Here is a 23,152-nt window from a genome sequence, read left to right as displayed (position 1 = left end):
AAATTAGATTTCCCATAGCGTAAGCTAGTAAGACCCCTTGAAGACTACAAGGTTGATAGGTCAGAGGTGTAAGTATGGTAACATATTTAGCTGACTGATACTAATAGGTCGAGGGCTTGACCAATATTATAATCAAGTTGTAAATACACATTAAAAGTTATGTGCAATTTTGAAAGAATAATCTTTCAAAGAAATATAAATCACTAGCGTGATTTATATAAGTTTTTTGATTAATCATAGATTTGAGAAAAACTAACATCTCGTGATGATGGCATAGAGGTAACACTCCTTCCCATTCCGAACAGGACAGTTAAGGTCTATAGCGCCGATGGTACTGCACGGGTGACTGTGTGGCAGAGTAGGACGTTGCGAGGTAAACAAAAAAGATAGTTATTATGACTATCTTTTTTTATTATAACTATATTTAAGATTAAATTATTTTTCCATGAATTTTATTTTAAAATATAGTTAGAATAATAAATTTTAAAGTTTCAATTTGTATGCTTTACTAATATATAAAAACCAAAGGATATTCACTTCTAATAGGTCATATCCTTTGATTTTATTTTACAGATAATTTTTATAATAAAATACTTAAAATTACAATGAGCATACTAAATTTTCAACATGTCCTGGAACTTTTACTTTTCTATAAATATTAGTAATGATTCCTTTTTCATTTATTACAAATGTGCTTCTTTCAATTCCAATCCCTTTCTTTCCAAACATATTTTTTTCTTTTAGTACTCCATAAAGATTACAAACTATTTCATCTTCATCAGAAAGTAAAAGAAAAGGTAAATCATATTTAGAAATAAATTTATCATGAGATTTAATTGAATCTCTGCTTATACCTATTATTACTGTATCTTTTTGACTAAATTCATTTATGAAATTTTTGAAATCTTGAGCTTCTTGAGAGCAAGCAGATGTATTATCTTTCGGATAAAAGTATAAAATTACTTTTTTATTTAAAAAATCACTTAAATTATGTTCTTTTTTGTCAGAGCCTATTAAAGTGAACTCTGGAGCCTTCATTCCTTCTTTTAAAATGGAATTTTCCATATTATACCTCCTAAATATAAAATATATTACTAATTATTATCTATCAATATTTAATATTTGTAAAGCTAAAACCTTGTATATTTTACATAATCTAAGGCGAGAAAGTAAAATATATATTGCAAGAAATGGATTGTTATTAAGTTTAGCTATCGTAATTTAATTTTTTAAATAGTAAAAATTACAATGTATATAGTAAAAAATCATTTCACACATTTTAGATTTATGAATATAATAAAGTACGTTTGAATTCTAGTGTTAAATAAGAGGGGGATAACTGAATTAATGCAGTTAAATGAAAAGTCTTCAAGTAATTGTGACAAGCTTTTTATTAATGGAATTATATACAGTATTGATGATAAAAATAGAAGTTATCAAGCAATGGCTATTAAAAATGGAATCATAATGGCTTTAGGCAGTAATGAAGAAATAAGAAAGTATTCTAATGATAAAACACAAATAATTAATTTGAAATATAAGATTGTATTACCAGGTTTTATTTATGCTAATAGTTGCGTACCACAAAAATTGATGATTAAAAAGGATGGATTATCTTTATTTGATGGAAATAATCCTTGGCAGTATTTAAAATTGATTCAAAGTTATGTTGATTCGCATCCAGAAGAAGAAATAATTTATGGTTTAGGGTGGGAAAGTTCAAATTTTGAGAGAGGAGAAAATGAACCTAATAGATATGTAGAAGTATTTAAAGGTCCACATAAAAAGTGGCTTGAAAATATAAAAACTGAAAAGCCAATAGTGTTGAAATCTTTGGATAATCATTCATTATGGTTAAATAATAAGGCATTTGAATATTTTAAAATAACTAAGCATACAAAAAATCCTGTTGGTGGAAAAATAGAATTGGATGAAGAGGGCGAACTATGGGGGACATTAAAAGAAAATGCTGCAAGTTTAATTAACATAGATAGATTTCAAAATTATAGCGAAAAGGAATACTTAGGTAAATTTATAAAATATCAAAATATATTACATTCTTATGGAGTAACATCAATAGGTCTAATTGATGAACAAAAATGCAAAATTCCATTGGAATTTTATAGAAGGTTAGAAATAACTAATAGATTAAAATTAAAAATAATTTATGGTGTTACAATTATGCCATATGAAATATGCAAACAAACTATATGTGAACAAATACATCAATTGAAAAGAAATAAAATAATATATGAAACTGATTTATTTAATATATCAGTTTCAAAATTTTATACAGATGGCATTATAGGTATGGAGACTGCTTATTTATTCAAATCTTATGAAGAGGAAAATAAATTAGGTAGTAAAAATGGGTTATTTATGTGGGAGATGCTTGAATTTAAAGAGGCAATAGAAATGGCAAATAGATTAAATTTTAATGTAATCATTCATGCATGTGGAGATTTTGCTTGTAAACTTGCTATTGATGGGATAGAATATTCCACTAACAATAATGAAAGACATGGCTATAGAAATTCTTTAATAAGTATAAATTTGATAACTAAATATTATATAAAAATGATGAAATTATTAGATATAAATGCAATAATAAAGCCTTTTTGGCTCTATAAAAACATAAGTTTTGGAGAAAATGAAGTAATAGCAATAGGCAAAGAAAGAGCACATAGAGAATATCCAGTTAAATCATTAATTGATGAAGAAATTGTTACAGCAGGAGGATTTGATCAGGAAATTTGGGAAACAAGTAATCCATTAAATGCTATTGAATGTGCTGTAATACGTAATTTATATGATTTTATTCCATCAGGATATCCTAAAAGAGTAGATTTAAAGGATAATCGATATAGATTAAATCCTAGTGAAAGGATATCTGTAGTTGAAGCAATTAAAATGTTTACTATAAATGCTTCATATATATTAGGGAAAGAAAAAGAAATAGGAAGTTTAGAAGTTGGGAAAAAGGCGGATTTTATAGTATTAGATAAAAATATATTTGAAACGGAACCATTAGATATACATGAGATTAATATTACTCAGACATACTTTAATGGAGAGCTAGTATATTTTAATGAATAAAATTAGCAGTTAGTATTTGAATAGAATTAATGATTAGAAGTTGGAGCGAATAAATGAATATAGTATCTAAAATTAAGTTTATATATATTATATATTAATGTGATTTTATGGGCCAATTAATATCAAACTTAATCAAAACTGTACATTCTTAAATTTATAAAAAATAATTTTAGAAATTCTAAATAAATTTATGGTTAAATGTTAATGGCACATTATTATTTCAGAAAAATTAATAATTTTGATTTAAAAAAATTTGCTAATAGCATAGTTTGTTAATATATTATTTTATTAATTAAGTCCGTTTAAATAATTAAAATATTATTTAAATAGACTTATTTTTATGAAATATAGATTTAAAACATATAAAAACAATCAGTATGAAATATTTGGTGTTGACAACTAATAGGAAAAATAGTAATATCAAATCATAGTAAAACTATCATATATATATGATTAGTGAAAGTAAAAAATTAAAGATAAAATGGGGGCAAAAATTATGAGTAATAGTGAAAGAAAATTAAAATTTGAAACATTACAATTACATGTAGGACAAGAAAATCCAGATCCAGCAACAGATGCAAGAGCAGTACCAATATATCAAACAACTTCATATGTATTTAAAAATTCATCACATGCAGCAGCAAGATTTGGATTAGCTGATGCAGGAAATATATATGGACGTTTAACAAATTCTACACAAGATGTTTTTGAAAAGCGTGTCGCAGCTTTAGAAGGTGGAGTAGCAGCACTTGCAGTAGCATCAGGAGCAGCAGCAGTAACATATGCTTTGCAAAATATTACTCATGTTGGAGATCATATAGTTGCGGAAAAAACTATATATGGAGGATCTTATAATTTGCTAGCGCATACGTTTCCTACCAATGGTGTAACAACAACTTTTGTAGATCCAGATGATTTAGCAAATTTTGAAAATGCAATTCAAGAAAATACAAAAGCAATTTTTATAGAATCGTTAGGAAATCCTAATTCAAATATCTTAGATGTTGATGCGCTTGCAGAAATCGCACATAAACATAAAATTCCATTAATTGTTGATAATACATTTGGAACACCATATCTTTTCAGACCAATTGAACACGGTGCAGACATAGTTGTTCATTCAGCTACCAAGTTCATAGGTGGGCATGGAACATCCTTAGGAGGCGTAATTGTAGATTCGGGGAAATTTGATTGGGTAGGTTCAGGAAAATTCGCACAATTAACAGAAGCTGATCCAAGCTATCATGGTATTAAATTTGCAGAAGCAGTTGGTGCAGCAGCATACATAACTAGAATTCGTGCAATTATATTAAGAGATACTGGTGCAAGTATCAGTCCATTTAATGCATTTATATTATTACAAGGTTTAGAAACTCTTTCTCTTAGAGTTGAACGTCATGTTGAAAATGCTATAAAAGTAGTAGAATTCTTAAAAAATCATCCCAAAGTTGAAAGTGTTAACCATCCATCATTACCAAATAGTCCTGATAATGAATTATATAAAAAGTATTTTCCCAAAGGTGCAGGTTCTATTTTCACTTTTGAAATTAAAGGCGGAACAAAAGAAGCGCAAGATTTTATTGATAAATTAGAAATTTTCTCTTTACTTGCAAATGTTGCAGATGTTAAGTCTTTAGTAATTCATCCAGCAAGTACAACTCATTCACAAATGAATGAAACAGAATTAAAAGAATCAGGAATTAAACCAAATACAATACGTCTTTCAATTGGAACAGAACATATTGATGATATAATCTACGATTTATCACAAGCATTTGAAGACTAAAAATAAGTTTAATAAAAAATAGTTAAATACAGAGTAATTAATGTTTAGATGTTAATTTAAATTATATATAAAGCTCCGAATAAATTTAAATAAAATTGATAATTAACCAAAACAAGAAGTTAACCACTTACTATAGTAGTTAACTTCTTGTTTTATTTACTATGAAAATTTTTTTGTGATGGATAGGAAGATAAATTTGAATTTTACTCAAATTAATTATAATAAGAATTAATTTGTTTATATTCATTTTTTGTATAGTAAAAAAGATTAAAATCAATGAGAGGTTAAATTTTTTATTCTATAGTCACTAGGATAAATTCCCACATTGGATTTAAATACGCGACTGAAATAAAATGCATCTTTATAACCAACCAATTCGCCTACTTTTTGAATTTCTAACTCAGGCTGATTAATTAAGAGCAGTTTTGCTTCATTAATACGAATTTTTGTAATATATTTAATTGGAGTTTCACCAATATATTTTTTAAATATTTTGCTTAAATATTCATTAGTAAATCCAAATTTATCAGAAATTTTAGTTAAGGAAGTAAGTAAGGCATAATTACTACGTAAATAATTTTCCATTAATTTACTTAAATCTTCTGGTTTTAGACTATGAGGATCAATTGAAAATGAAGATATTTCCTTATTTTCTGAATCAAGAAGAATAAGAATATTCTGAAGTGCTGCATTAAGTTCTTCAATCTTAATTGGCTTTAAAAGAAAATCTTTAGCACCATATTTTAATGCGGATTGAGCATATGTAAAATCATTATATCCACTTAAAATCATAGTTTTTATATGTGGATGATTCTGATGAATATATTTAATAAGTTCTAAGCCATCAGACTGTGGCATTTTAATATCTGTAATTATTAATGATGGATATAGTTGCTCAACAAGAGAAATTGCATTTTCTCCATTACTGGCTTCACCCACTAATTCAAAAGGAAGCTCTAAGGAATCGATTTTTTTTATTATATTTTCTCTAATTAAGTGTTCATCTTCGGCAACAATATATTTATATTTGTGTATACTGTTCATAAAATTCCTCCTTATCTAAATAAATTGGACCACCAATTGTGAAGATTGTTTTACCTTCTTGAGTATTATCAATTCTAAAAATAGCTTGTTCATCATATAGAAGGTGTAATCTTAAATATACATTTCTAAGTCCCATTCCACCAATTTTTAAGTTTTTTAGCTCTTCATTTCTATTGATATTATGGAAGCAGGATAAAAGTTTATTTTTATTTATATCACTAAGACAACCTCCATTGTCCTCAATACTGATTAACCATTTTTCATCTTCTATTTTAGAATTAATTTTTAAGTTCCATGGAGGAGAGGAACTAAATCCATATTTAAAGGCATTTTCTACAATAGGTTGTACTATTAGTTTGGGAATTAAAATGTCTTTTGTTGATTCTTCAATATTAGAATAGTAAATAAAATCTTTTCCGTATCTCATTTTCATACATTCAATGTATTTCTCTGTATATAAAATTTCTTGAAAAAGAGGAACGGCGGTTTCATCATTTGTTGTAATATATCTAAAATAATCACATAAGGCATGACATATTTTTATAATATCTTCATTCATATTTTCTTCTGCCATAATGCTTATATTAGTTAAATTATTATATAAAAAGTGTGGATTTACCAATGATTGAGTTGCTTGCAATTTTGCTCTAGTTTCTTCTGATTTTAGTAATAAAATTTCATGAGAAGAATCCTTTAATTTAGCATACATATCTAAAAATGATTGATATAATTCAGAAATTTCAATGACATTGCTATTAATAGAAGTTAATATGGTTTCGTTTTCATTTAATACTCTATTGATTGTTACTTTTTTTGTTGCTTTAGTTAACTTACTTAATGGATAAGTTAAACGACTTGATATAATAAAACATAAAAGTAAAGTGAAAAAAATTGAAATAACAATAATAACAACAAATACTTCTTTAAATGAATTTAAAGACTTAAAGACGACACTCTTTGGTTCACTAGTAACAATTGTCCAATTATAGGAATCAATTTTTTGATATGACATAAGAACACTTTCTTTATTATCAATATCAATAAAATATCCAACAGAGGGCACTAAAACGTTACTTTTAATAATATCTATATATTTCGTCTTAGTAGCTGACTCCGATTCATATGGGTAAATTAATTCATTTTTTTCATTGTATACGTAAAAGGAAGTTGAAGGATTTTTTTGTTTTAGTTCTGAAATTAAAGAAAAAATCACATCATAATCTTGCAATACTTCTACAATGCCCTCAGGTTCATTGCTACTATTAAAAAATGCACGAGTTAATGAAAGAAAATTATCTCCAGCTATGTTTTTATTTTTTTTAGGAATATTCAATAAGTTATTTGTAGTTATTGAAATATTTTTAGCTCCATTTTTTTCAATAGTTGAATTATACCATGGAATACTTTGCAAATTAACATTTGTAACACCTTGGAAATACCCAGAGCCAATACAGGTTCCATTTAAGGTATAAAGATTGACTTGAGATGCAGATTGAAATGGGCCTATGATTGCTGTAATGATATCATATATTGCTAAAACGTTTTCTCTATATGGAAAAAAATTATCTGGTTCAATTTTCTCAGTATTACTTTTTGCAAAGCTGGTGAAATTTTTTTTAATTGCATTAGAATAAACAATATTCATAGATACAGTTGACATATTTTTTAATTCTGTAGATACTGATTTATGAACAGAAGCGCAAAGGGTTTCTGATTTTGTTGTTGCATCCTTGTAAATATTTTTGCTATAAAAAGAATAGAAACAGATAAAAAATGAGAATAACAAGATAGTAACTAGAAATCCATAAGCAAAAAATAAATATACTTTTTGTGAATAATAAAATCTTCGATTCATTAATAATACCCCTTTCCAAAAGTATTATATACTACTGTTCAAAAAAGTGCAAAAGGAAGTTCTATTTTGTCTATGTTTAATAAAGTGAGTGAATGTTATTATAAACATGTACTCGATGTAAAGCATATCATTGAGTGCGTGAAAGAAGTAATAAGTTAAAATAATAATAAAATTTACTTATTATTTTTTGCTAGACATCAATAAAATATATTCAATATTATAAAAGATGGAGGTATACATTTATGAGAAAACGTTTAATAAAATTGTTAAGTGCACTATGTATCACTGTTATGGCAGGAGGTGTACTTACAGGCTGTGGAGGAAACTCTGGCAGTACTACAACTGATTCAAAGTCTTCAAATGGGGAAAAGGTTACATTGACTTTTGGATCACATCAATCTGGTCTCCCAACATCTGGTGTTGTACAAGAATTAGCAAAGCAGTTCGAAACTGAAACAGGAATTAAAATTGATTTTCAAATTTCACCTGATGCTCAATGGCGTGATTTATTGAAAGTGAAATTAGATTCGGGAGAAGCTCCAGATATATTTTGTGCAGATGCGGATCCTTTGAATCTGGTAACAAGAGTAAATCCAGAGAAATATGTAGTAGATGTATCAAAAGAAGAATGGGTAAAACGAATGGATCCTAATGTTATTCCATCAATTTCTTACAAGGATAAGGTTTATGGTATTACTTTCCCAGGAAAGAAAATGTATTTTTATGTATACAATAAAGAAATTTTTCAAAAATTAGGATTAAAAGTTCCTACTACTTATGAAGAATTCAAAAATGTATGTCAAAAAATTAAAGATTCTGGAGTGACTCCAATTTTTGAAGGAACTCAAAATGGATGGCATCAAGTACTTCCTTTATTCGAAACAGGAGCTATGTATCAACAAAAACATCCAGATTTATATAATAAACTTAACAAAAATGAAATCGATTTAGACACTGTGCCTGAATTAGAAACTATTATTAGTCAATTAAAAGAATTTGCTACTCTAGGATTCTATGGAGATAGTTATTTAAGCAATTCTGTTGAAAATGCAAAAGAAGCAATGGCAAAGGGAAAAGCAGCAATGTTTATAGCAGAAGCAGCATGGAGAAATGAAGTAAAAGGAGACTTTCCAGATTTTGATACTAATAAATTAGGTATCTTTGTAATGCCTTGGGGGGATAATCAAGCAATTGGAGTAAATCCAGCAAGTAATGCATATTTCATCAACAAAAATGGTAAACATTCAGCAGAAGCATTAAAGTTTTTTGAATTTTTAGCAAAGCCTGAAAATTTACAAAAACGTTTGGATGGACAACCAGGACTATCAGAGATATGCTGGCCAGAAATTCCATCAAAGTATTCAAAAGAAGATCAAACATATATAGATTCTTTAAAAAAGGGAATGGTTATGCAAGCTGGTGTTAAATATATTGATAGTCAATGGATGGATATTGGTAAAGATTTAGAAGCTATGTATACTGGTTCATCGAACCCACAAGATGTTTTAAAAACAATTATGAGTAGAAGAACAGAACAAGCCAAATTACAAAAAGACCCTGATTGGAATAAGTAAAAAATTATTTAGATATAAATAAGGTTTCTCATCCTAGAAACCTTATTTTATTAAAATGGAGGGATTAAAGAATGGACAGAAATAAGCTATATCCGTGGTATTTTACAAGTGGAGCATTAATTATATTCTTCTTGCTTTGCTTTTTACCTGGAATTATTGGTATATTATATTCTTTTACTGACTGGAACAATTTTACTGATAAAATTAATTTTATTGGAATAAAAAATTATCTTGAAGTATTTCAAGGAAAGTCGGAATATCGAATGTATATATGGAATACTGTCGTATTTACAACAATTACAACAATTATGAAGACTATTGTAGGTTTAATTCTAGCCTTATTATTAACACAAAAAGTAATTAAATTAAAAAATTTTCATAGAATGGTTATCTTTTCTCCACAAGTAATGTCTTATTTAGTAGTGGGCCTTGTTTTTAAAAGTATGCTGCATCCACAAACGGGATTTTTAAATGGTTTTCTTAATTCTATTGGGTTAGATTTTTTAGCAATTAATTGGCTGACAGATTTAAAGTGGGTATTTCCTACTGTTATGTCAGTAGATACTTGGAAAGGTATGGGATACATAATGGTTGTTATTATTGCTGGTTTAATGTCTATTTCTCCAGATTATTATGAAGCAGCAAATATTGATGGAGCTAATTTTTGGGAAAAATTTCGCTCAATAACACTACCATTATTAAAACCAATTATTATAAATGTAACAATATTAAATGTAACGTATGGTTTTAGAGTATTTGATATGATTTATTCATTAACTAATGGTGGACCAGGTAATGCAACTGGAGTAATTAATACTGCGGTTTATAAAGAATTCTCTAAAGGGAACTATGCAATGGGTACTACGTTATCTAGCATTTTATTCTTTGTTTTATTGTTCTCACTCTATTTCATTATAAAATCTATGGAAAATAAGGAGGTTGAAATGTAATGAGTAGTTTGAAAAAACTTATTGGAACTATAACGGTAAATATTGTAGCAATATTTACAAGTTTAATTGTTTTAATACCTCTTGTAGTATTATTCCTTAATTCTTTCAAGAGTCAAGGTGAATCAAATAAAATGTCTCTATCTCTTCCAAAGGAATGGATATTTGCAAACTATAAAACAGTAATTGAACAAGGAAAATTAGTTTCATCCTTTTTTAATAGTCTTTTGTATGCAACTTGTAGTGTTTTAATCATTATAATTGTAGTAGCAGCAGCAGCTTTTGTTATAGCAAGAAATAGAAGAGGAATTAATAATTTTATTTATTATTTTATAATTTCCGGAATAGCGATACCAATTAACAATGTTGCATTGATGGAAGTATTAAAAGCATTACATCTTGTTAATACTAGAATAGGTATTATTTTGATTTATGCGGCAATTAACATTCCACTTAGTCTATTCTTATCTTATGGTTTTATTTCGACAATTCCTAGAGAAATTGATGAAGCAGCAGTTATCGACGGGTGTGGACCAGTAAAATTATTTGTTAAAATAATTTTACCATTATTAAAACCAATTATTGCAACTTTATTTGTTTTAAATTTTATGGCTGTGTGGAATGATTTTACAATGCCACTTTACTATTTAAATAATTCAACAAAATGGCCAATGACATTAGCCGTTTATAATTTCTTTGGAGCATATGAAAATTCATGGAATTTAGTTAGTGCTGATATAATTTTAACCTTGCTTCCTGTATTGGTTGTATTTATATTAGGACAAAAATATATTGTTGGAGGAGTTTCAGCAGGATCTGTTAAAGGTTAATTTAATTAAAATAATTAAAGCCATATAAAAATATTAAGTATTACAGACGAAATAGTAAAAAATTTTAAATATAAAATTAAAATATAAAAGTGAATAGGAGTGTGTTCATATGAAATTTAGTAATGGATGTTGGTTGAATAAACCAGGATATAAAGTATTTAGTCCTCAGGAAGTTTATAGCACAAAAATAGAAGAAGATGTTCTAACAATATATGCACCTTGTAATAAAATAAATACCAGAGGTGACACTCTTGGAGGTCCAGTTATAACATATAAAATTTCATCGCCGATGAAAAATATAATAAGAGTTAGAGCATATCATTATATGGGAAAACAAAATAAGGAACCTAGTTTTGAAATTTATAAAGATAAAAATGTTAAGCCATTAATTGAAGAAGATGAAGATTCAATTTTGTTTAAATCAGGAAATACTAAAATGATATTAGATAAAAATATATGGGAAATGAGTTTTTATAAAGACGATAAAAAATTAACTTCTAGTATGTTTAAAAGTTTAGCATATGTAAAAATTGCAGAAGAAAGAACTTTTATGCATGTTTCAGAAGAAGATGTTTTTATGAGAGAACAATTACAATTATCTGTAGGTGAATTAGTCTATGGACTCGGAGAAAGATTCACACCTCTTGTAAAGAATGGTCAAAGTATTGATATATGGAATGAAGATGGAGGTACAAGTACTGAACAGTCATATAAGAATATTCCTTTTTACATTACTAATAAAGGATATGGTGTATTTGTAAATCATCCAGAAAAAGTATCTTTTGAAATAGGATCGGAAAAAGTTACTAAAGTTCAATTTAGTGTTCAAGGAGAATGTTTGGATTACTTCATTATTGCTGGGGAATCTATGAAAGAAGTTGTTGAAAACTATACAAACTTAACTGGAAAACCAGCATTGCCACCAGCATGGTCATTTGGATTATGGCTAACAACATCTTTTACTACAAATTATGATGAAAAGACTGTAACTGAATTTGTAGATGGAATGGCAGAAAGAGATATTCCACTTAGGGTATTTCATTTTGATTGCTTTTGGATGAAGGATTTTAATTGGTGTAATTTTGAATGGGACAAGAGGGTGTTTCCAGATCCTAAAGGAATGTTAAAGAGATTAAAAGAAAAGGGGTTAAAAATATGTGTTTGGATTAATCCATATATTGGACAAGAATCAAAATTATTTGATGAAGGTATGGAAAATGGATATTTATTAAAGAAACCTAATGGGGATGTATGGCAATGGGATATGTGGCAGCCTGCTATGGGAATTGTAGATTTCACAAATCCAGATGCATGTAGATGGTATTCAAGTAAACTTAAAGAATTAATTGATATGGGAGTAGATTGTTTCAAGACCGATTTTGGTGAACGTATACCAACAGAAGTAGCTTATTTTGATGGATCAGATTCATATAAGATGCATAACTACTATACTCAAATATATAATAAGGTAGTATTTGATACTATTAAAGAAAATATAGGAGAAGATGAAGCAGTTTTATTTGCAAGATCAGCAACCGCAGGAGGACAACAATTTCCAGTACATTGGGGTGGAGATTGTGAAGCAAATTATGAATCAATGGGAGAAAGTTTAAGAGGTGGATTATCACTTTGTATGTCTGGCTTTGGATTTTGGAGCCATGATATAGGCGGCTTTGAAAGTACGGCAACTGCAGATGTTTATAAGAGATGGGTAGCTTTTGGGTTATTATCATCTCATAGTAGATTACATGGAAGCAGTTCATATAGAGTGCCATGGTTGTATGACGAAGAAGCTTGTGATGTGGTTAGATTATTTACTAAGTTAAAATGTAGTATAATGCCATACTTATATAATATATCTAGCAATGCATCAAAAGTAGGAATTCCAGTTATGAGATCTATGGTATTAGAATTTCAAGACGATCTAGCTTGTAGTTATTTAGATAAACAATATATGCTAGGGGATTCAATTTTAGTTGCACCTATTTTTAATGAAGAAGGAGAAGCTAATTATTATTTACCACAAGGAATTTGGACGAATTTCATAAATGGGAAGAAGTATAAGGGGGGGAGATGGATTAAGGAAACACATAATTATTTAAGTGTGCCTATGATGATAAAGGAAAATAGTCTTATTGCTACTGGATATGAAAATTCAAAGCCAGATTATGATTATAGAAAGAATGTATCAATCTTGGCATATGAATTAAAAGAGAATGAAAAAGTAAATACTACAGTTATAGATATGAAGGGAAATATAAGTCTTCAAGTAGAAGTCTTGAAAAAGGATAATGAAATTATAATTGAATCTACGGGAACAGATGGTGAATGGAATTTACTATTAAAAAATTTATTAAACATAAATAAAGTTCAAGGTGGAGAATTTATAATTGAAGGAGAAGATACAAAAATTTTATTAAATGATGGAAATGCTAAATGTAAATGCTATTTAAGCAACTAAAAATTAAATAACTTAAACTATAAACTAAAGGGTAAATACTTATTATAAGAGTTTACCCTATTAGTTTTATTTTTTACAAATTATTATTAAAAGAGTATGTGAAAAAACTTTAACTATGCAGTATAATTAATAATAGAATAATGTTATAAAATAGTAAAGACAGTAGAAACGTTTAGGAGGAATTAGAATGGAATTAAATTGGAGCTTAAAAGAAGTTTATCAAGGTTTTAATAGTGATGAATTTAAGTCAGATTTAGAAAAGCTTACTGAAGTTATAGAGGATATTAATATATGGGCAATAGAAACAATTAAAGATAAGGAAAATTTAGCAAAAAAATTAGAAGATTATATAACTAAGTTTACAACAATAACAGAATTATCAAATAAGCTAAATAGTTTTATAAATCTTAGCTTAAGCGTAAATACAAAAGATAAGGAAGCATTAAAATATTCAGATGTTTTAGAAAAAAAATTAACTAATTTAGTAGAGAGTTCTGCTAAGCTTGAAAAATATATTAGCAGTATAGAAAATATAGATAGTATAATAAATAAATCTGAATTGCTTAAGAAACATGAATTTATATTAAATACTGTTATTGAGCAAAGTAAATATTTGATTAGTGATAAAGAAGAAAATATAGTAGCTAATATGAAAAATACAGGATCAAATGCATGGGTTAAACTTAAGGATAATTTAATTTCAACATTAAAAGTAGAAATTGAAGAGGATGATGAAATAAAAGAACTACCATTGACTGTAATTTTAAATATGGCTTATGATAAGGATGCGAAGGTAAGAAAAAAAGCTTATGAATCAGAAATGAAAGCGTATAAAAAGATAGAAGAAGGAATAGCAGCAGCTTTAAATGCCATAAAAGGAGAAGTTTTAACCGTTTGTGATTTTAGAGGATATCAATCAGTTTTAGAAAAAACACTTATAGATTCAAGAATGAACCAAGAAGCGTTAGATGCAATGTTTTCAGCCATGGAAGAAAGTCTACCAAAATTTAGGAAATACCTAAAAAGAAAAGGTGAATTACTAGGTCATAAAAATGGATTACCATTTTATGATTTATATGCACCTGTTTGTGAAGCTAATATGAAATTTTCTTATGAGGAAGGTGCTAAGTTTGTAGAAAAGAATTTTAGAACATTTAGCGATAATTTGGGAAATTTCGCCAGTAAGGCTATAAATAATAATTGGATAGATGTTATGCCTGTAGAAGGAAAGGTAGGCGGAGCTTTCTGCGAAAACTTACATTTTATTGGGGAAAGTAGAATATTATTAAATTATGGAGAAAACTTTGGTGATGTGGTGACACTTGCTCATGAATTAGGTCATGGTTTTCATGGAGAATGTTTAAATGAGGAGACTATATTAAATTCAGATTATCCAATGCCAATAGCAGAAACTGCATCTACTTTCTGTGAAACAATAATTAAAAAGGCTGCAATAAAAGAAGCAACTAAGGAGGAAGCATTAGCGATTCTTGAAACTGAAATAAGTGATTGTACTCAAGTAATTGTTGACATATATTCTAGATTTTTATTTGAAAAATCATTTTTTGAAGCAAGAAAAGAAAGTGCTTTAACCGTTGAAGAAATAAAAGAACTTATGTTAAAAGCTCAAAGAGAAGCTTATGGAGATGGTTTAGATCCCCAATTTTTACATCCATATATGTGGACTTGGAAACCACATTACTACGATGCAGATTATAATTATTACAATTTTCCATATGCATTTGGATTATTATTTGCAAAGGGACTATATGCTGAGTATATAAAGAAAGGTCAATCCTTTTCTAAAGATTATGAAAGATTGCTTTCAATTACAGGAAAAAATAAAATAGCAGATGTAGCAAAGGTTATGGGAATCGATATAAATAATAAGGAATTTTGGAGAAATTCTTTAAAGACAGTTGAAGAAGATATAAAGGAATTTATTGAACTTAGTAATAAGTAGAATATAAATTTTATTAACTTAGACATGTCTTTATTAAAATAATTTCTATTGACTTAAGTTGATGGAAAATTAAAATTGCAATATATATGTTTTTTAGTATATGATGAATAATCAACAAAAAAATAAGATAATAATTAAAATCATGTTGGAAGAGGGGATAGAAATGAAGATATTTTATAATTCAGCAACAGGTAATTCATTATATGTTTCTAAAATAATAAAAGAGAACTTTGAAGATTGTGAATTAATTTCTATTAGTAAAGCATTAAAAGAAAATGAATTTAATGTTAGTGAAGATATAATTGGATTCATATACCCTATCCATTGTGGAGGTCTGCCAATTGTAGTAAATGAATTTATTTCAAAGATAAAAATAAATAAGGAAGCATATATTTTTGCAATTGGAGTTACTGGCGGAGGAGGGGCAGATAATAGCTTTAGTCAAATAAATAAGTTATTAACTAATAAAATAAGTAACTATTTCACTGTTAAATATATTTCCAACTATACAAGAATGGGAAAGAATCCTACAGAAAAAAGATCTAAAGATGCCATAAAAGAGAATCAAGGTAAAATATTAGAATTTATAGAGTCACTAAAGAAAAAAGAGGTAAAATTAAAAGAATTTAAAAGCGGAATTGGAAATTTAGGATATATACTTTGGAAGGATTATTATAAGAACAAAGATAAAAATTTCAATGTAAATGATAAATGTATTGGATGTAGAATGTGCGAAAAAGTTTGTCCGGTTGATAATATTTCAATGGAAAAGAACAGACCTAAATGGAATGGTAAGTGTACAGACTGTATGGCGTGTATAAATATATGTCCTAAAGAAGCAATAAATATTGGAAAAGCCACTATTAAAAAGAATAGATATTTTAATCCATATATTAAAAGGGACGAACTATTATAAAATTAAAAAAGTAAAATAATTAATAAAAATATATTATAAAAGTAATTTTTATTTAAATCTTCACATTAACTTAATTTTGGTTAAGAATGAAGTTTGTAGTATATATTTTGTAAAAAGTAATTTTCATTTAAATTAGTTATAATAGCTTAATTTTGTTGAATAATTAAAATTACAATATATATTAATATAATTTAAAATACAACATAAGAGGTGTAAAATGAAATATTTAGTTTTAGACGTTGGTGGAAGTGCAATAAAATATGCACTTATAACAGAAAAATTAGACTTTATAGAGAAAGGAAAGAAACAAACTCCACTTGATAATATTGAAAATTTTATAGAAGTAGTTGGAGAAATATACGATATATATAAAGATAATATAGAAGGAATGGCGATAAGTATGCCAGGAGTTTTAGATAGTGATAAAGGTTACGCTTATACTGGTGGTTCATTGACTTATAATAATGGAAAAGAAATTGTAAAGATTCTGCAAGAAAGATGTCCTACTAAAATAACAATAGAGAATGATGGAAAATGTGCTGCACTTGCAGAAGTATGGAAAGGTAGTTTAAAGGAATATGAAGATGGTGTCGTTATTGTGCTTGGAACAGGTGTAGGTGGTGGAATTGTAAAAAATAAGAAGATTCATAAAGGGAAAAACTTTTTTGCAGGTGAATTTAGTTTTATAGCAACTAACGTTAATGATACGAAAGGGATGGAAAATTGTTGGGGGGGTATAAATGGATCAAGTGCCTTAATAGGTGCTACAGCAAAAGTTAAAAACTTGATTCCAGAAGAAGTAGATGGATATAAAGTATTTGAATATGCTAATAATGGGGATGAAGATATTCTTAAAGTATTAAATGATTTTACATATAAATTAGCTATTCAAATATTTAATTTACAATGTATTTTAGATTCAGAAGTAGTAGCAATTGGTGGAGGAATAAGTAGTCAGGATATATTAATAGAATATATTCAAAAAAACGTAGAGAAGTATCATAAAACTTTCCCATTTGATGTTCCAAAGCCTAATGTGGTTAGATGTGAATTTAGAAATGATGCTAATCTTATAGGCGCATTATATAATTTTATTATAAGAAACTAACAAGAAGACTAAATCTTAGGAGGTAAAAATGAAAAATGTATTTTGTTATGAGACTAAGATTGGAAGACTAAAAATAGAAGAAAACGGTGAAGCAATCACTAAGATAGATTTTGTGAAGAAAGAAATAGAAGAGGATATAGAAAAAAAAGAAACATTATTATTAAAAGAGGCTATAAAGCAGCTCAATGAATATCTTGAAGGAAAATGTAATTTATTTGATTTACCGCTAGAGCCTGAAGGAACAGAATTTCAAAAGAAAGTATGGAATGCTTTGAAAGAAATTCCTTTTGGAGAAACAAAAAGTTATGGTGAAATTGCAAAGATAATAGGAAATGAAAAAGCATCAAGAGCTGTTGGAATGGCTAATAATAAAAATCCAATTATGATTGTAATTCCATGTCATAGGGTAATTGGTGCTAATGGTAAATTAGTTGGCTATGCAGGTGGAATAGAGGTAAAGAAAATGCTTCTTAATTTGGAGAAAAAGTATTTAGATTTTAAATAAGGTATTTTAATAAGCTCAAAAAGTGAAATATTTTAATGAGTAAGGTTAGTAAAAGATAATGATAGTTTAAATACAATAGTTCTCAAATGAAGTTAGAAGAGTAATTAAATTTTCGAATATATAAAAATTTATAAATAAAAGGTGATATCTCAATTTTTAATAAGTATTTTGAGATATCACCTTTTATAATGTGGCTATTTTAGTTATATTTTATAATTATGTATATTACTTAATTTCGTCTTTATTATCATTATTAGAAGACATAAATTTATTTTCTAATTCTGCAAATATAACTTTATCATAAAAATAGAAGATAATGCAGGCCATTGTAGGTAGAAAACTTATAAATACAATTGAAACATTCTTTAATACAAAATATCCTAAAACAATAACAGCAATTTTTATTATGGTTACTGGGAATTTTTTTATCACATAATATAGTGATAATACTAATAAATCCTTTAATTTTAATTCAAATCTAGAGTTTATAGCAAAAGCATAAAAGCCTACTATTAATGAAATTACTATTAGAACAATAAAAATTATATATATTCCATTTCCCGGTGAGTGTAAATAGAAATATTGAAAATCAATAAATAATATTGTAATAGCAATAAGCTCAATCATCCACAGCTTTAAATTAGAAATAAAATTAGTTTTATAGGTATTCCAGAAATAAGAAGAAAAATAAATATCTTTTTCACGAATTACTTTTCCTGTGGTTGAATATAATGCACCTAAGGACGGTCCTAAAGGTATTAAACAAATAAAGCAGAGCAATAAATTAAAGCTATTTGGTGATATTGCAGTGAAAATAAAAAATACTATAAGCAATATATTACTTATAGTTAAGTATATGCTGCTTAATAAAAAGGCTATAACATAATTTGATATTGAGTAAAGAGGCTTATCATAAAATTCTTTTTTCATAAATTGTATCAATTCCTTTCTTGAGGAATAAAAGTCATGAAATTATCTATTTCAGACTTCATCATCTATTATAGGTATTTTAATAGTAACGGCAGTTCCTTTTTCATAAATACTGCTGAAGGAAAGAACGTAATCATCTCCGTAATAAAGTTTTAAACGTTCATTTATATTTCTAATTCCATAACCACTTCCTTTAGAACTTGTACCATTAGATTTTACCCTTTTTGAAGATAAAATAAAAGGTAATTCGCTTTTTTAATTCAAATATCATCATGAGAAACTTTTAAATAAATGTCATTATCATCTGGAGAAAATGTTTTTTCAAAAAACAAGTTGTTTTCTGAAAAAACATATAACTAAAGAATATAATATGTTACTAAAAAGACTAAAATCATTAGAATTTGTATTAAATATGATATGTTAATATAGTATAACTATAATTTATAAAAGCATATTTAAATATTTTAGATAATAAATGATTTTAAGGAGATTAACGATGAAGGATAAAAATTTAATGATAAAATTCTGTTTCATATATTTTCTGGCATATGGAATTATAGCTTTAGGATATACTCAATATGTTCCCTACTTATCAAGTATTGGATATAATCCTATGGAAAGAGGAATTTTAATTTCATCTTATGCAATTACAACTATTGCATTTCAATTAATATTTGGAATTTTATCGGATAAATACAAGACCGTAAAAAAATTATGTATTATTGCAGTATTAGCATTTTCCATATTTACATATTTATTTTATAGTTTGGAAACCAAAATGTTCCTATTACATATGATTTTAATTTCTATGAGTGCAGGACTCGCTAATTTAAATTTTGGATATTTTGATAATTGGTTATTTACATTTGGAGAGAAAGCGAGAGAACAATTTAGTTTTATACGTGCATTTGGATCTATAGGGTGGGCAGTGGCAAGTATATTTATTGCAAAATTATTAGATTTATTTGCATATAAAGGATTAGGATTAATTATTGTGCTTTTAACAATTATAATGCTCGGATTAATGTTTTTAATTGCAGAAGGATCAAAAGCTAATGAAAAGAAAACTGAAAAAATTACAGTTATGGATATTAGAGAATTGCTAAGTAATAAAAAATACATATTAACAATAGTAATATTATTTTTAGTTTATTGTGCTAATAATTCTAATGCAACAACAATAATTGACAAAATGTTAGAATTAGGAGCAACTAATGCTGAAATTGGATATAAATGGACAATTCCGGGATTAGTAGAAATACCAGTATATATTTATGGTAGTTTCTTTTTGAGAAAATTTGGACCGTATAAATTACTTTCTATTTCTGCGTTTACAATTATGTTGCAGTTTATATTTTTCGGAATCAGCAATAGTTTGTACTCCATGATTCTGCTATCCGGCTTTCAAATAATTACTGGTCCAATGATGATGCTTGCCAGCCGTATATTAATATTTGAATTTTCAAGTGAAAAGTTAAAATCTACAGGGTTATTATTAGCTCTTAGTATTTATTCAGGGGTATCTGCATTTATTATGCCTTCAATCGGTGGAACAATTACTAATTATTTCAATGTTAATACTACAATTTTTATTGTAGCTGTAACTGCTGGTGTTGGATTTATTTTATCACTTGTTTTAAATTGCATGGAACATAGGAGTTAAAGAAAAAATAAATTTATATAGAAATAATAATAAATTCAGTTATAAAAAAGAAATTTAAAATATATTGACAATAAATACTATACCAAGTAAAATAAAAACATAGATTAGTTGTATTAAATTAAATTTTAGGAAATACAAAAAATGTATACTAATAATATAAAAGGTTTAAAATAATTAATAGAAGGAAAAGTTAACGAAATATCATTTTATAGATAAAACGGAGGAATGAAAGATGAAAATAGTAGGAAGCAATGAATTGAAAAGTGAAATAGAAAAGGGAATTACAGTTGTTGATTTTTTTGCAACTTGGTGCGGACCTTGTAAAATGTTAGCTCCAGTGCTTGAAGGATTATCAGGTGAGATGGAAGGAAAGGCTAGATTTATAAAAGTTGATATTGATCAAAGTTTAGAATTAGCAAATGAATTCCAAATCTCAAGTGTTCCAACAATGATTATTTTTAAAGATGGTCAAAAAGTGGAACAGCTTGTAGGATTTTTACCTAAAGAAAAAATACAACAAGCTGTAGAGGCTAATTTATAGAATATTTTTTAAGAGATAAAACATAGTATGTAAATATATTGCTGCTATGTTTTTATTTAAACAAATAAATTGAATCAAATTTAATTTTTGTAAATGCATTAAACAAGATGATGGAGATAAAATAATATGAAAAATATAGATCAAAATTTATAAAATTTGAAATCAAGTTTAAATACTTAAATTTTAATGAATAAAGGGAGATGGAGAAATGAATTTTTATGATTTTTCAGCAAAAAAGATGAATGGCCAAGAAGTGAAAATGGAAGAATATAAGGGCAAGGTAGTTTTGGTAGTAAATACAGCAAGTAAATGCGGATTGACACCACAATTTGAAGAATTAGAAATTTTATATAAAGAAAACAATGATAAGGGGCTTGAAATCTTAGGATTTCCTTGTAATCAATTTGCAAGTCAAGATCCAGCAAGTAATGAAGAAATACAATCATTTTGCTCATTAAATTATGGAGTTACTTTTACTATGTTTGAGAAAATCAATGTAAATGGAGAAAATGCACACCCATTATATAAATATTTAAAGAATGAAGAAAAAGGTTTATTTAGTAAAGAAATAAAATGGAATTTTACTAAATTTCTAATTGATAAAGATGGAAAAGTGATAAAGAGATATTCTCCAACTACAAAACCACTAAAAATAAAAGAGTATATTTTGAAATTATTGAATTTGTAAACTATAATAGTATATATTAATAGTAATAAATTATTTTATATAAGGCTCAATAAACAAACTCATATACGTATTGGTTATGTATTATTTTAAGGTAGCAGTTTAATTTGAATTTACATAAATAAAAATTAATAGTAAAATTTTAGCAGAATATATGCGTTTAGTTAAAATTCATTGAACATATTGGAGGAAATTAATATGAATGAAAGATATGATATTGCAATAATAGGGAGCGGGCCAGCAGGATTATCAGCAGCATTAAATGCAAAAATAAGAAAAAAGAAATTTGTAATATTTGGGAATAAAGAGCTTACTCAAAAGCTTTCAAAAGCTCATGAAATTAATAATTATTTAGGTTTTTATAGAAAGAGTGGCAAGGAAATACAAGAAGAATTTAATAATCATTTAAAAGAAATGGATATTAATATAACCGAAGAGAAGATTAACAATGTATATGCAATGGGTGATTATTTTGCATTAATGGTAAATGAAAAAATTTATGAAGCAACCACTGTAATATTAGCAACAGGTGTTCAGTATGGAAAATTATTTGAGGGTGAAGAAAGATTACTTGGAAAAGGTGTAGGATATTGTGCAACTTGTGATGCGCCTTTGTATAAAGGCAAAGTTGTCACAATAATAGCATATAATAAACATGAAGAGGCAGAAGCTAATTTTATTGCAACAATAGCAGCTAAAGTTTATTATATTCCTATGTATAATGAGGAGGTTGAAGTAGATTCTTCTATTGAAATTATTAATGATGTCCCAATTGAAATTATAGGAGAAGATAAAGTAAGAAATCTTAAACTTAAAAATTCAAAAATTGATACAGATGGAATTTTTATATTAAGAGATAGCATTTCTCCAGGACAATTGGTGCCAGGTCTTAAAATAGTAAAAAACCATATTGAAGTAGACAGATTAATGAAAACAAATATAAATGGTTGTTTTGCAGCTGGTGATGTTGTTGGAAAGCCGTATCAATATATAAAATCGGCAGGAGAAGGTAATATAGCAGCATTATCAGCAGTTAGTTATATTGATTATATTTCTAAAAAATAATTTATGTTAAGGATGGAATTCAAAATAATTTATAGAAGTTATACGTTTTTAAAAGGAGACCTGTTGTAAAATGAAATTGAACTAATAAAAAATCCATAGTGGATTATTCTGTGTTATGATTTAATCGTTAAACAAAAAACATACACGGAGGATAATCACTATGGACTACCCAAATAATAACAC

Annotated in this window: 18 protein-coding genes and 2 rRNA genes; 16 read left to right on the top strand and 4 right to left on the bottom strand. The window is 27.0% G+C overall.

Translation table 11 applies throughout. The annotated features are described in order from the left end of the window. Both CLPUN_RS28270 and rrf read left to right on the top strand, forming a co-directional pair. Nucleotides 1–124, top strand: a 23S ribosomal RNA gene (locus tag CLPUN_RS28270); the annotation flags it as partial. A 134-nt stretch (nt 125–258) separates the two neighbouring features. Beyond that, a 5S ribosomal RNA gene (rrf, locus tag CLPUN_RS24505) occupies nt 259–375 on the top strand. Between the two features lie 225 nt (nt 376–600). Here rrf and CLPUN_RS24500 read toward each other — a convergent pair. Beyond that, nucleotides 601–1,065, bottom strand: a complete 465-nt coding sequence (locus CLPUN_RS24500; protein ID WP_077849827.1) for a peroxiredoxin — start codon at nt 1,063–1,065, stop codon at nt 601–603. Nucleotides 1,066–1,347: 282 nt separating this feature from the next. On the opposite strand from CLPUN_RS24500, the gene CLPUN_RS24495 reads away from it, so the two are divergent. Both CLPUN_RS24495 and CLPUN_RS24490 read left to right on the top strand, forming a co-directional pair. Further along, a complete protein-coding gene (locus CLPUN_RS24495) occupies nt 1,348–3,096 on the top strand; it encodes an amidohydrolase (RefSeq protein WP_077849826.1) in 1,749 nt (582 codons plus the stop codon). Nucleotides 3,097–3,592: 496 nt separating this feature from the next. Further along, the gene (locus tag CLPUN_RS24490) at nt 3,593–4,882 is read left to right on the top strand and encodes an O-acetylhomoserine aminocarboxypropyltransferase/cysteine synthase family protein (RefSeq protein ID WP_077849825.1); all 1,290 of its coding nucleotides are present in this window, start codon (nt 3,593–3,595) and stop codon (nt 4,880–4,882) included. 273 nt (nt 4,883–5,155) lie between these two features. Here the strand turns inward: CLPUN_RS24490 and CLPUN_RS24485 are convergent, their stop codons facing one another. Both CLPUN_RS24485 and CLPUN_RS24480 read right to left on the bottom strand, forming a co-directional pair. Then, nucleotides 5,156–5,926 (bottom strand): response regulator transcription factor, encoded by a 771-nt coding sequence (locus CLPUN_RS24485; RefSeq protein ID WP_077849824.1) that lies wholly within the window; start codon nt 5,924–5,926, stop codon nt 5,156–5,158. Beyond that, complete coding sequence (locus CLPUN_RS24480) at nt 5,904–7,781, bottom strand: sensor histidine kinase (RefSeq protein ID WP_077849823.1); 1,878 nt, start codon at nt 7,779–7,781, stop codon at nt 5,904–5,906. Before CLPUN_RS24480 ends, CLPUN_RS24485 begins: the two co-directional genes overlap by 23 nt. A 242-nt stretch (nt 7,782–8,023) precedes the next feature. On the opposite strand from CLPUN_RS24480, the gene CLPUN_RS24475 reads away from it, so the two are divergent. The 8 genes from CLPUN_RS24475 (at nt 8,024) to CLPUN_RS24440 (ending at nt 18,085) form a co-directional block, all read left to right on the top strand. Beyond that, nucleotides 8,024–9,355, top strand: coding sequence for an ABC transporter substrate-binding protein (locus CLPUN_RS24475; protein ID WP_077849822.1), 1,332 nt, complete (start codon nt 8,024–8,026; stop codon nt 9,353–9,355). Between the two features lie 71 nt (nt 9,356–9,426). Continuing rightward, a complete protein-coding gene (locus CLPUN_RS24470; RefSeq protein ID WP_077849821.1) occupies nt 9,427–10,305 on the top strand; it encodes a carbohydrate ABC transporter permease in 879 nt (292 codons plus the stop codon). Next, a complete protein-coding gene (locus tag CLPUN_RS24465) occupies nt 10,305–11,132 on the top strand; it encodes a carbohydrate ABC transporter permease (RefSeq protein WP_077849820.1) in 828 nt (275 codons plus the stop codon). The genes CLPUN_RS24470 and CLPUN_RS24465 overlap by 1 nt, the downstream gene beginning before the upstream one ends. 109 nt (nt 11,133–11,241) lie before the next feature. Next, entirely contained in the window at nt 11,242–13,593 is a 2,352-nt protein-coding gene (gene yicI, locus CLPUN_RS24460) for an alpha-xylosidase (protein WP_077849819.1), read from the top strand. 187 nt (nt 13,594–13,780) lie between these two features. Then, complete coding sequence (locus CLPUN_RS24455; protein WP_077849818.1) at nt 13,781–15,556, top strand: M3 family oligoendopeptidase; 1,776 nt, start codon at nt 13,781–13,783, stop codon at nt 15,554–15,556. Nucleotides 15,557–15,719: 163 nt separating this feature from the next. Then, nucleotides 15,720–16,472 (top strand): EFR1 family ferrodoxin, encoded by a 753-nt coding sequence (locus CLPUN_RS24450; RefSeq protein ID WP_077849817.1) that lies wholly within the window; start codon nt 15,720–15,722, stop codon nt 16,470–16,472. A gap of 217 nt (nt 16,473–16,689) precedes the next feature. Next, nucleotides 16,690–17,580, top strand: coding sequence for an ROK family protein (locus CLPUN_RS24445; protein WP_077849816.1), 891 nt, complete (start codon nt 16,690–16,692; stop codon nt 17,578–17,580). Nucleotides 17,581–17,608: 28 nt separating this feature from the next. Continuing rightward, nucleotides 17,609–18,085 (top strand): methylated-DNA--[protein]-cysteine S-methyltransferase, encoded by a 477-nt coding sequence (locus CLPUN_RS24440; RefSeq protein ID WP_077849815.1) that lies wholly within the window; start codon nt 17,609–17,611, stop codon nt 18,083–18,085. Between the two features lie 225 nt (nt 18,086–18,310). Here CLPUN_RS24440 and CLPUN_RS24435 read toward each other — a convergent pair whose 3' ends face one another. Further along, nucleotides 18,311–19,015, bottom strand: coding sequence for a DUF624 domain-containing protein (locus CLPUN_RS24435; RefSeq protein ID WP_077849814.1), 705 nt, complete (start codon nt 19,013–19,015; stop codon nt 18,311–18,313). Between the two features lie 496 nt (nt 19,016–19,511). Here CLPUN_RS24435 and CLPUN_RS24430 point away from each other — a divergent pair, with 496 nt between their 5' ends. The 4 genes from CLPUN_RS24430 (at nt 19,512) to CLPUN_RS24415 (ending at nt 22,969) form a co-directional block, all read left to right on the top strand. Further along, complete coding sequence (locus CLPUN_RS24430; RefSeq protein ID WP_077849813.1) at nt 19,512–20,678, top strand: MFS transporter; 1,167 nt, start codon at nt 19,512–19,514, stop codon at nt 20,676–20,678. 232 nt (nt 20,679–20,910) lie between these two features. Next, nucleotides 20,911–21,219 carry a thioredoxin gene (trxA, locus tag CLPUN_RS24425; RefSeq protein ID WP_077849812.1) on the top strand — a complete coding sequence of 103 codons (309 nt, stop codon included), beginning with the start codon at nt 20,911–20,913 and terminating at the stop codon, nt 21,217–21,219. A gap of 208 nt (nt 21,220–21,427) precedes the next feature. Beyond that, nucleotides 21,428–21,907, top strand: coding sequence for a glutathione peroxidase (locus CLPUN_RS24420; protein ID WP_077849811.1), 480 nt, complete (start codon nt 21,428–21,430; stop codon nt 21,905–21,907). Between the two features lie 195 nt (nt 21,908–22,102). Further along, complete coding sequence (locus CLPUN_RS24415) at nt 22,103–22,969, top strand: NAD(P)/FAD-dependent oxidoreductase (RefSeq protein WP_077849810.1); 867 nt, start codon at nt 22,103–22,105, stop codon at nt 22,967–22,969. Nucleotides 22,970–23,152: the final 183 nt, after the last annotated feature.

The organism is Clostridium puniceum, assembly GCF_002006345.1.
GTDB lineage: Bacteria > Bacillota > Clostridia > Clostridiales > Clostridiaceae > Clostridium > Clostridium puniceum.
Note: the sequence above shows the minus strand (reverse complement) of the source record. Positions and strands in the feature narration are given on the sequence as shown.